The sequence below is a fragment of the Brachybacterium sp. Z12 genome, assembly GCF_014400405.1.
Taxonomy (GTDB): domain Bacteria; phylum Actinomycetota; class Actinomycetes; order Actinomycetales; family Dermabacteraceae; genus Brachybacterium.
Genome location: NZ_CP060496.1, coordinates 3,011,073 through 3,022,045 on the forward strand (window position 1 = coordinate 3,011,073; position 10,973 = coordinate 3,022,045).

A 10,973-nucleotide genomic window follows, 5' to 3' on the forward strand; every position below is an offset into this window, starting at 1 on the left:
CGCTCAGGGGGTGGTGATCTTGCCGGGGTTCAGGTTCCGGCCCGGGTCGTTGTCCGCGAACAGGCCCTTGACCATGCGCTCACCGACCTCACCGATGTCCTCGGTGATCCACGGCTGGTGCTCGGTGCCCACCGCGTGGTGGTGCGAGACCGTGGAGCCCAGGTCCACGAAGGTCTGCTGCACGGCGCGCTTGGCCACGTAGTACTGCTCGAGCGCCTGCTCGTCGGAGGAGTACGGGAAGGCGAAGGTGAAGTAGAGGCAGGCCCCCGCGTGGTAGCTGTGCGACATGTGGGAGAACATGAAGCCGGGCAGGCCCTGCGCCTCCTGCGCCGCGTAGAACGCCTCGAAGGCCTTAGCGTGGACGGCGTTGAGGTTCGCCCAGGTCGCCCCCGTGTCGCAGACGTCCCCGAAGACCTGGTAGTTCATCAGGAAGTCGCGCAGGTAGGGGTGTCGAACTTCTTCTGGTCGTAGATCGCGCCGGGGCCCGCACCGAGGGTGATGCCCCCGTTGTTCTTCACGATCTTCTTCACGATCGACTTCTGCTGCTCGACCGACTCCTTGGAGCCCTCGAAGCAGACGTAGGAGATCGACATCTCGTTCGTGGTGTCCCAGCCCTTGGAGCGCAGGTAGGCGAAGAGCCCGTCCTGCACCTTCGCGGCCACCTTGCCCTTGGTGGAGCTGGGCTCCTTGACCATGGCGAGGCTGAACTCGGTCTCCGGACCGTCGGAGAGCCGGGTGAAGGTGGGGGTGACGTCGGTGGAGCGCGCGATCGCGTGCATCCCGCGGATACCGTGCTCCCAGTCGGGGTACATGTAGGCGATGACCTGGCGCACCGGCGCGATGCGGTGCACCTGCACGGTCGTCTCGGTGATCACTCCCAGGCGGCCCTCGCTGCCCAGGATCATCTCGTGCACGCTCGGGCCCGAGTCGCGGCCCGGGATCGGCTTGGTCACCGCGACGCCGTCGGGATGGACCATGCGGAGCCCGCGCACGATGTCCTCGATGTCGCCGTACTTGTCGGACTGCATCCCCGAGGAGCGGGTCGCGGCCCAGCCGCCGAGGGTCGAGTAGGTGAAGGAGTCCGGGAAGTGGCCGACGGTCCAGCCCTTCGCGTTCAGCTGCTCCTCAAGGTCGGGGCCGTACACGCCGGCCTCGGCCCGGGCGAGGCCCGAGGTGTCGTCGATCTCGATGACCTCGCGCATGCGGCCGAGGTTCATGGTGAGGATCGGGCGCTGCTCGTCCACGTCGGGCGTGACGGAGCCGGAGATGCTGGAGCCGCCGCCGTAGGGGATCAGCACGAGGTCCTCCTCCAGCACGACGCGCAGCACCGCGGCGACCTCGTCCTCGGAGGCGGGGTAGACGATCGCGTCGACCAGGCGGGCGAAGTCACCGGCGCGCACCCGGAACAGATCCGGCAGGGACCGGCCGAAGGAGTGGACGACGCGGTACTCGTCATCGTCCAGCAGGTTCGCCTCGCCGACCACGCCGGTCAGCAGCGAACGCACCGCGGCCGGGAGGCGGCTGGCAGGCACCTCGAAGTCCGAGAGCTCGGGCTCGACGGGGGTGTCCTTCATGGCCAGGTCCACGCCGACCTTGTTCTTCGCGAGAGGGGCGAAGGCCGGCTTGTTGTCGTAGCGGAAGGTGACGTCATCCAGACCCCACCCCCACCACTTGTGCCGCTTGACCTCGCGTGCGCTCAGCCGTTCGCTCATGCGGATTCCTCCTCGTCCCGGACAGCCCTGCCCAGGACCTCGTCGTAATGCTCGTCGTACAGGCTCTTCACCTGGGCGCGGATCCGGGTGGAGAACTCCACCGCGGATTCGTCCTCGTGGGAGATCATCGGCTCGCCGAAGACGACGGCGACCGGGGGCCGGCCCTTCTTCGGCCAGCTGCGGCCCTTGGGCATCGCCTCATGCGCGCCGATGATCGCGGCCGGGACGACGGGCACGCCGACCCCGATCGCGAGTGCCGCGGCGCCCGGTTTGAACTCTGCCATCTTCCCGTCCAGCTGACGGGTCCCCTCGGGGAACACCAGGATCGGCACCCCGGCCCGCAGCAGCTTGCGCGAGGTGCCGGCGTGCTTGCGGGAACCGCCGCGGTCGATGGGGAAAGCGTTGAAGATCACCCGGACGAAGAGGCGGCGGTACCAGACGGCGAAGAAGTAATCCGCGGCGACGCCGGTGGACAGGAAGCGGGCCTGCGCCCAGGGCAGGCAGCGGGCCAGCATCGGGGCGTCGATGTGGCTGGAGTGGTTCGCGACCAGCACGAACGGTCCGCGCACGGTGCGCACCCTGCGGTGCACCACCTTCGAGGTGGTGAGGTTCGAGCTCACCACGGCGCCGAAGAACCCGCGCTGCAGGACGAAGCGCATCGCCGCTCGGGCGCGAGAGCGGTACTTGGCCAGCCCACCCTCGGGCCTCTCCCAGCCCTCACCGCGAGAGCGGGCGGACAGCGAGGCCCGCACCCGTTCCGAGCGGCTTTTGGGCTGTTCGGCGGGGACGGGCTCTTCCGGCGTGTCCTGGGGGTCAAGCGATCACTTCTCCCGGCTGCGGCGATGGCTGAGCACAGCGCTCAACCGGGCCACGATCCCACGCGGGGTGGTGCGCAGCACGCCCGCGATCAGCTTCCAGCGCTTCGAGGGGATGGAGACCGGCTTGCCCCGGGCGACGTCCCGCAGGCAGTCCTCGACCAGGCGGTCGGCATCGAGCCACAGCACCCCGGGGATCGAAGAGCCCTTGATCCCGGCGCGGGTGTGGAACTCGGTGCGCACCCAGCCCGGCATGAGGGCGGTGACATTCACGCCGGTGCCGCTGAGCTGCACGCCGAGGGACTCGGAGTAGTTGCCCACCCACGCCTTGATGGCGGAGTAGTTGTTCTGGGTGACCAGCGCGGAGACGGAGCCGACGTTGATGATCCAGCCGCGGCCGCGGGCGCTCATCGCCCGGCCTGCGGCGCCGCCCAGCTTGAGCACCGCGCGGACCATCACCTCGAAACCGAGGTCGTGCTGGGTGAGGTCCTCCTCGAGCAGCGGGGACTTCACCGAGAAGCCGGCGTTGTTGACGAAGACGTCCACGGGATCGGTGGTCGACTCGAGGCGGTCGGCGACGTGCTGCTGCGCTTCGCGGTCGGAGAGGTCGGCGACCATCGTCTCGACCTCGACGCCGTGCTCGCGTCGTAACTGTGCGGCGGTCTCGGCGAGGCGTTCAGGGTTCCGCGCGACCAGCACGAGAGCTGTCCCCCGACCCGCGAACGCTCTGGCGAACGCGGCCCCGATGCCTGCGGTGCCGCCGGTGATCAGGGCCCTATGCATGGCGGCTACGATACACTAGCGAGGCCCTGACCAGCGCGGAGAAGCTCCCAGGTGGGAGCCCCGCAGGGCAGTCCGCGAGCGCGCCGGACGGAACCGCGTGCCGCGCCCCCGCCGTACCCGTCCATCAGAGGATCCCATGTCGCACACCACCTCCCCCGCCGTTCAGTCCGCCACCGGCGGCACGACCAGCGGAGGGCGTCGGATCCTGCTGACCGGCGTGACCGGCTTCCTGGGCCAGGCGGTGCTCCGCTCGCTGCTGGAGACCACGTCCGACGTCCACGTCACCGCCGTCGTGCGCCCCAAGGGCTCCGTCAGCGGCCGCGCAAGCGGCTCGAGCAGCTGCTGCGCAAGCCCGTGTTCTCCTCCTGGGCAGAACTGCTGGGGGCCGACGGCGCCGACGGCAAGGCGCTGCTGAAGGAGATCTTCGACGAGCGCGTCGGCGTGCTCGAGGGCGATCTCACTGACATGCCCGAGCTCACCGAGCCGTACGACGTGGTGATCCATTCCGCGTCGTCAGTGTCCTTCGATCCGCCGATCGACGAGGCGTTCCGCACCAACGTCGGCGGCGCGCAGAATCTTTACGAGGCGCTGCTCGCCTCGGGCCAGGACCCGCATGTCATCCACGTCTCCACCGCCTACGTCGGCGGCATCTCGAAGGGTCTGCGCCAGGAGGGCTCGCTCCAGGCCGACGTCGACTGGCGCGCCGAGTACGAGGCGGCCCTCCAGGCCCGTGCCCGGGTCGATGCCGAATCCCGCCGGCCCGAGACTCTGCGCTCCCAGATCAACGCGGCGACGGGACGCCACGGCAGGATGGGCCCAAGGGCGGTCGCCTCGGCCTCCGAGGAGGCCCGCCGCGAGTGGGTCGACGAGCGTCTGATCGACTTCGGCCGCACCCGCGCCCAGTCCGTCGGCTGGACCGACATCTACACCTTCACCAAGGCGATGGCCGAGCAGGTCGCCGAGGAGCTGTGGGCCGCGAACGGCCACCGCGTCTCCTTCGTGCGCCCCTCCATCATCGAGTCCGCGATGAAGAAGCCCTACCCGGGCTGGATCGACGGCTACAAGGTGGCCGATCCGTTGATCATGGCCTACGGCCGCGGCGTGCTGCCCGAGTTCCCCGGCCTGGCGGACTCGATCCTCGACGTGATCCCGGTGGACCATGTCGTCAATGTGATCGTCGCCCTGGCCACCCAGGACGTCTCCCGCCGCGGCGATGATGCGTACTTCCAGGTGGTCTCCGGCGCTTCGAACCCGCTGCCCTTCCACGAGATGGTCTCCGCGGTGCGCGAGTACTTCGTGAAGTACCCGCTGGAGGATGACAAGGGCCGCCCGATCCATGTGCCCGAGTGGACGTTCCCCGCGGTCGAGATGGTCGAGCAGCGATTCCGCGCCAAGGAGCTCTCCGCGAAGCTCGGCTCCGCCGCGGTCGCCTACCTCCCGGCCACCAAGCGCACCCGGGAATGGACCGCCGGCCTGCACAAGGCCACCTCCGGGCTGACCATGCTGCGCAAGTACATCGAGCTGTACCGGCACTACACCAAGACCGAGATGGTCTTCGATGACGCCAACACCCGCGCGCTGCGCGAGGAGCTGCCGGCGGACTTCCTCGAGACCCACGACTTCGACATCACGGGGCTCGTCTGGAAGGACTACTTCCAGAAGCAGCACCTGCCGGCCGTCACTGATCTGACCAAGGCGTACTCCCGCGCGAAGTCGGCGCAGAAGAAGCGTGCATCCCGCCCCGCCCCCGAGCTCAAGCCCTCCGAGAACACGCTGGCCGTGTTCGACCTCGACGGCACGGTGCTGGCGACGAACATCGTCCAGCAGTACTTCGCGGTGGTCCGCGCCACGAAGCCGCGCCGCACCTGGCCGAAGGAGATCGGCGGGCTGCTCGCCTCCGTCCCCGGCTACCTGCGCGCCGACAAGCGGGACCGCTCCGAGCTGATCCGCCTGGTCAACCGCCGCTACAAGGGCTACCGCAGCGCGGATCTGCGCACCCTGATGCAGGGCGAGGCCGGGCGTCGCATCCGCGCCTCGATCCTGCCCGAGGCCCTCGAGACCATTGAACGCCACCGCGCCGCCGGTCACCGCACGGTGCTGGTCTCCGGCGCGCTGGACGTGCTGGTCGAGCCGCTCGCCGACCTGTTCGACGAAGTCATCGCCACGCACATGGACGAGGACGCCTCCGGTGTGATGACCGGCTACCTCGCCACTCCGCCGCTGGTCGACGAGGCCCGCGCGAACTGGCTGCGGAAGTACGCCGACCTCCACGGCGCGGACCTGTCCACCTCCTACGGCTACGGCGACTCCCATGCCGATGCCGCGTGGTTGGCCCTGGTGGGCACGCCCGCCGCGGTCGCCCCGGACCTGGGCCTGTACGCGGTGGCGAAGAAGAAGCGCTGGCAGATCCTGGAGTGGTGAGGGGCTGAGGGCGCCCCAACCACCAGACGGGGCCGGCCACCAGAACTCTGCCGTAGGCGTGAGTTGAACGGCTATACAGCGTTCAACTCACGCCTACAACATTTTTGTGGTGGCTGGCCCCGCCTCGACCTCTCCTCCACACTGCGTCCCAGTCCACAGTGCCAGCCGCTTCCGCCTGCCGCAGCGTCGCTCTCGCTGAGACTCGGCACATGCATGGGCCAAGTCGACTGACGCTGCCGGGGAGCGCGGCGCGCCCCCCGTACCGTCCGCTCCGTCAGCGGCGGGGCACGCTCCGCCTCGGGCCGAGGCAGCTCGGTGTCGCGCGGCGCGAAGAGCTGCTGGCTAGGGGCCACACCGACTGGTCACTGCGCACCGCTGTGGAACGCGGCGAGCTGCGACGTGTCGCCCGCGGCTGGTTCGCGCAGCCGACCGCGCAGCCCGATGTGCTCACTGCCCTCCTCGCGGGGTATCGACTCACCTGCGCGGACGCGGCGGCATTGCACGGGCTGTGGACTCCTCACCGAAGCCCATCCGAGCAGGACCTGCTGCACGTCCATAAGCCCAGCAGCGGACCCACGGCCCCGCCGGGCCTGCTGGTGCATTCTCCGCGGAGCCGGACCTGGCCCGAGGCGGACGCGGTCGCCTCCCTCCCTCTCGCCCTGGAGCACGCGCTCCGCTGTCAAAGCGGTGAGACGTGCGCGATCCTGCTCGAATCCGCGATCGAACACCGCCTGCTGACCCCCACCGCAGTGCAGGAGCTCCTCGACGGTGCACCCGCCGCAGTCCGGTCCCGGATCGGGATGCTGTCCACTGCGAGTGACTCGGGATCCGAGACCAGGGTGGTGCGCTGGCTGCGCCGGCGACGTTTCCATGTGGAGCAGCAGGTGTTCGTCGAAGGAGTGGGTTCATCGACGCGTACGTCGGTGGGGTCTTCCTGGAGATCGATGGGCGGTCCTTCCATTCCGGCGAGGACGCCTTCGGCCGGGATCGCAACCGTGACCTGCGATCCATCCGCCACGGGCTGCAGGTGCTCCGGCTGAGCTACGAGCAGGTCTGGCGCCGATGGGAGTCGACGCAGGAGGACATCCTCTCCACCATCGACGAAGTCGGTGCCTTCGGCCGACGCAAGGTCGAGCAGCTGGCCGCCCGCTGAGCGCCGGTGCCGGTGCCGGTGCCGGTGCCGGTGCCGGTGCCGGTGCCGGTGCCGGTGCCGGTGCCGGTGCCGGTGCCGGTGCCGGTGCCGGAAGACATCGTCTCGGCCCACGCTGGCTCACGTTAGCTCCCGCCGCCTCTCCTGCCCCTCCACCTCTCCCGCCGTCTCCCGCGCCCCGCTGCCACCAGAGATCTGTCACTAGCGAGAGTTGAACGGATATAGACCGTTCAACCCACGCTGAGGACAGATGAATGGTTGGCGGCGGGGACCGACGGAGTCTGGGCCGGTGGTGAGCTGCGGGCAGGAATGAACGGGGACCGGGCCGGCGGGGAGCTCTACCTGGGGCAGCCCTGCCCGGGGACTTCTCCCCATGGCGTCGCGCATCTCCGCCTGCCTAAGCTCCGAGCATCATCAGCAGCCCAGCACAGAAGCCGGAGCACTGCTCAGGGCAGCACGATCCGTGCAGCTCAGTCACCGTCGGGGGACGGCCACCGCCGCACCTCGGCACCACCAGAGGAGAACATCATGTCCCGCACGATCATCGCCCGCGGCGCGGCACTGGCCGCAGCCACCATGCTCGCCCTGACCGCCTGCGGCGGCACCGACGAGGCCACCGAGAACCCCGAGGACGGGGCAGCAGGCGTCGAGGAGCAGGAGACCGAGCAGGACGTTGAGGCTGCCGAGGACGCCGACACGGAAGAGGCCGAGGAGGGGGCCGGCGAGGGCGATGACGCCACCGAGGATTCCGAGGACGCGACCGACGAGGAGGCCGACGCCGAGGGTGGCGACGCCGCAGCGGCCGGCGAGCCCACCGTGGTGGAGGTCGGCACCGAGTTCACCGATGAGGAGACCGGCGATGTGGTCACGATCGTCTCCGCGGTGCGTCACAACCCCACCGAGTACTACATGGCCAGCGACAACCCGGATGGCGAGATGGTCTACCTCGAGGTGAAGGTGGTGCCCGGCGACCAGTTCGGCGGCACCATCAGCGTCCGGGACTTCTTCCTCCTCGACGGGGGCGAGGAGGTCAACTACGCCAACGTCGAGGACGAGGTGACTGCGGCTGGCCACGAGTACTTCGAGCGCGCCCCGCGTCGCGACGGCGAGCACACCGGCTACGTCCCGATCTACGTCGAGACCACCGCCGACACCCTCGAAGGTGCCTACATCCGCCCCGAGACGAAGATCCTCGGCGAGGACGAGACCATCCCCGAGTTCCGCGGCGATTTCGAGATCCCCGCGAGCTGATCGCGCCGCACCCACCCCGGTCCGAGCCGGCGGTGAGCACGGACGAGCCGGCTCACAGCACGGAGGCGAGGAAACCCTTCAGGCGCTCGGATTCGGGGTGGTCGATGACCTGCTCGGGGGTGCCGCGTTCGAGGATGCGGCCCTCGTCCATGAACACCACCTGGTCGGCGACCTCGCGGGCGAAGCCCATCTCATGGGTCACCACGACCATCGTCATCCCGTCGGCCGCAAGATCCTTGAGGACCGTGAGCACCTCGGAGACCAGCTCCGGGTCCAGGGCGCTGGTGGGCTCGTCGAAGAGCATCAGCTCTGGGTCCATCGCGAGCGCCCGAGCGATCGCGACGCGCTGCTGCTGTCCGCCGGAGAGCTCCGAGGGGTAGTGGTCGGCGCGGTCGGCGAGCCCCACCCGCTCCAGCAGGGCGCGGGCCTTCTTCTCGGCGGCGGCCTTGGGCAGTCCGCGCACCTGCACCGGTGCCTCCATCACGTTGCCGAGAGCCGTGAGGTGCGGGAAGAGGTGGAAGCGCTGGAAGACCATGCCGATGCGGGAGCGCTGGGCGGCGATCTGGGCGGAGGTGAGCTTCTGCCAGCGGCCGTCGGGCAGCGGGTCGGAGTCGTAGCCCTGGACCACGCCGTCGATCAGCACGCGCCCGGCGGTGGGCTCCTCGAGCTGGTTGATGCAGCGCAGCAGGGTGGACTTGCCGGAGCCGGAGGGGCCCACCAGCACGGCCACCTCACCCGAGCGGACGGTGAGGTCGCAGTCCTTGAGCACATGCAGGTCACCGAAGGATTTGTGGACGCCCTCGACCTGGATCACGGCGGTGGAGGATGCCGGTGCGGCCGACGGCTCAGCGGGGTGCTGGGGGTTCTGGGGGTGCTGGGGGTTCTGGGATTCAGGGGTCATCACAGCTCCACCTCCGGGAGCGGGTCGTGCGGGGTGGTGCCGGCGCGGTTGACCGCGGCCTGACGGGAGCGCGTGCCGCGCCCGGTGGCCGGGGTGCGGTCGTCGAAGCCGCGGCCGAAGTGCTTCTCGAGGAAGTGCTGGCCCACCATCAGCACGCTGGTGATCGCGAGGTACCACAGCGCGGCGACGATCAGCAGCGGGATCGGGGTGAACAGCTTGTTGGCGATGCCGTTGGTGGCGAAGGTGAGGTCGAGGGTGAAGGGCACCGCGAGCACGAGCGAGGTGGTCTTGAGCATGCCGATGGTCTCGTTGCCCAGCGGCGGCACGATCACGCGCATCGCCTGGGGCACGATGATCCGGCGCAGGATCTGGCCGTTGCTCATGCCGAGGGCCTTCGAGGCCTCGGTCTGGCCCTTGTCCACGGAGTTCAGGCCGGAGCGGATGATCTCGGCGAGGTAGGCGCCCTCGTTCAGGCCCAGCCCGATCACGGCCGCCCAGAAGGCGGTGAGCAGGTCGCGGGTGGAGAAGCTCAGCAGCTCGGGGCCGAAAGGCACGCCGATCACGAGCTTGGGCACGATCACGGTGAACAGGCCCCAGAACACCAGCTGGGTGTAGACCGGGATCCCACGGAACACGAAGATGTACGCCCAGCTCACGCCCCGCAGGACGGGGTTGTCGCTGCGGCGCATCACCGCGGCGGTCAGCGCCACGACGGTGCCGAGCACCATCGACAGCACGGTCAGCAGCAGCGTCCAGCCGACGCCCTGGACCACCTTGATGTCGAAGAGGTAGGTGGCCACGGTGCCCCATTCGAGCACCGGGTTGGTCACCAGGAAGGAGATCAGGCCCAGGACCAGCAGGGCTGTGATCGCGGCGGAGATCCAGGTGCCGGGGCGGGGCGCGGCCTTGGCGCGGATCGGGGTGTAGCCCTGCGCGTCAGCGGGGGCGGGGGTCTGGGTGGTGCTCACGGCTGGGGGTTCACTTCCGCGGTCGGGATGAGGCCTGCTTCATTGCCCCATGCAGCGAGGATGCGCTCCATGTGGCCGGAATCGATGAGGTGCTGCACGGCGGCGCGGATCGCTTCGGCCAGCTCGGGCTGGTCCTTGGCGACGACGATGCCGTTGAGGGCGGATTCTTCGATCTCGCCGATCTCCTCGAGGGTCCCGCGGGAGCGGGCGATGGCGTAGGCGGTCACCGGGGAGTCGGCCATCAGGATGTCACCCTTGCCGCCGGCGACGTTGGTCGCCGCATCGGAGTTCGAGGCGTAGGCGAGGAGGTCGTAGGCGCCCTCTCCTCCGTCCCGGCACTCCTGGGAGCGCTCGATGGACAGCTCCTCCTGGTAGGTGCCCACCTGGAGGGCGACCCTTTTGCCGCAGAGGGCGTCGGGATGGATGTCGTAGGGGTTCCCGGACTTCACGGCGTAGGAGATGCCGGCTTGGAAGTAGGAGACCATGCTGACCGCCTCGAGCCGTTCCTCGTTGACGGTGAAGCTCGAGATGCCGACGTCGTAGCTGGAGCCGACGGCGGGGATGATCTGCGCGAACACTGCGGCCTCGGTGCGGGTGGCGAGGCCCAGCACGGCGCCGATGGCCGCGAGGATGTCCATGTCGTAGCCGATCGCCTCGCCGGAGGAGCCGACGAACTCGCCGGGGGCATAGTTCAGCGCTGCGCCGTTGACGAGCTCGCCGCGCTCACGGATCTCGGCCGGGAGCAGGGCGGAGATCTCGGGCACCTCGGCGATGCCGCTGAGGTCGACCTCGGGCACGGCGTTCGATTCGGCGTCGAGGCGCTCGGAGGCGCGGGTGCAGGAGGCCAGTGCGGGGGTCAGCAACCCTGTGGCCAGGGCCAGAGGCGCGGCGCGCAGCAGGGTGCGGCGGCGGGGTCGGAGGGAAGTCACTGGTGAATAGTATTCACGAGTCTGCATGAAAACAACTCGCTGT

8 protein-coding genes and 2 pseudogenes are annotated in these 10,973 nt (G+C 69.4%); 3 read left to right on the forward strand and 7 right to left on the reverse strand.

The features are described from left to right. Positions 1-3 precede the first annotated feature (3 nt). The 3 genes and pseudogenes from H3H54_RS15995 to H3H54_RS16005 all read right to left on the reverse strand — a co-directional run bounded on the left by H3H54_RS15995 (position 4) and on the right by H3H54_RS16005 (position 3,310). Positions 4-1,712 (reverse strand): annotated as a pseudogene (locus tag H3H54_RS15995) (FAD-binding oxidoreductase). Continuing rightward, the gene (locus H3H54_RS16000) at positions 1,709-2,464 is read right to left on the reverse strand and encodes a lysophospholipid acyltransferase family protein (protein WP_262424634.1); all 756 of its coding nucleotides are present in this window, start codon (positions 2,462-2,464) and stop codon (positions 1,709-1,711) included. Before H3H54_RS16000 ends, H3H54_RS15995 begins: the two are co-directional and overlap by 4 nt. 69 nt (positions 2,465-2,533) lie before the next feature. Continuing rightward, positions 2,534-3,310: an SDR family oxidoreductase gene (locus H3H54_RS16005; RefSeq protein WP_262424635.1), complete on the reverse strand. Its 777-nt coding sequence runs from the start codon at positions 3,308-3,310 to the stop codon at positions 2,534-2,536. A gap of 136 nt (positions 3,311-3,446) precedes the next feature. On the opposite strand from H3H54_RS16005, the pseudogene H3H54_RS16010 reads away from it, so the two are divergent. Together H3H54_RS16010 and H3H54_RS16015 are read left to right on the forward strand one after the other, a co-directional pair. Continuing rightward, positions 3,447-5,731: pseudogene (locus H3H54_RS16010) on the forward strand (HAD-IB family hydrolase). Between the two features lie 377 nt (positions 5,732-6,108). After that, positions 6,109-6,771, forward strand: coding sequence for a hypothetical protein (locus H3H54_RS16015; protein WP_262424636.1), 663 nt, complete (start codon positions 6,109-6,111; stop codon positions 6,769-6,771). Position 6,772: 1 nt separating this feature from the next. Here H3H54_RS16015 and H3H54_RS16020 read toward each other — a convergent pair whose 3' ends face one another. Beyond that, a complete protein-coding gene (locus H3H54_RS16020; RefSeq protein ID WP_262424637.1) occupies positions 6,773-6,982 on the reverse strand; it encodes a hypothetical protein in 210 nt (69 codons plus the stop codon). Between the two features lie 427 nt (positions 6,983-7,409). Here H3H54_RS16020 and H3H54_RS16025 point away from each other — a divergent pair, with 427 nt between their 5' ends. Then, on the forward strand, positions 7,410-8,132 hold the full coding sequence (locus H3H54_RS16025; protein ID WP_262424638.1) for a hypothetical protein: 723 nt from the start codon (positions 7,410-7,412) through the stop codon (positions 8,130-8,132). 52 nt (positions 8,133-8,184) lie between these two features. On the opposite strand, the gene H3H54_RS16030 is transcribed toward H3H54_RS16025, so the two are convergent. The 3 genes from H3H54_RS16030 to H3H54_RS16040 are packed head-to-tail and all read right to left on the reverse strand — an operon-like array spanning position 8,185 to position 10,930. Then, positions 8,185-9,033, reverse strand: coding sequence for an amino acid ABC transporter ATP-binding protein (locus H3H54_RS16030; protein ID WP_395962959.1), 849 nt, complete (start codon positions 9,031-9,033; stop codon positions 8,185-8,187). Then, positions 9,033-10,001, reverse strand: coding sequence for an amino acid ABC transporter permease (locus tag H3H54_RS16035; protein ID WP_262424639.1), 969 nt, complete (start codon positions 9,999-10,001; stop codon positions 9,033-9,035). Before H3H54_RS16035 ends, H3H54_RS16030 begins: the two co-directional genes overlap by 1 nt. Next, a complete protein-coding gene (locus H3H54_RS16040) occupies positions 9,998-10,930 on the reverse strand; it encodes an ABC transporter substrate-binding protein (RefSeq protein ID WP_262424640.1) in 933 nt (310 codons plus the stop codon). Before H3H54_RS16040 ends, H3H54_RS16035 begins: the two co-directional genes overlap by 4 nt. Positions 10,931-10,973 lie beyond the last annotated feature (43 nt).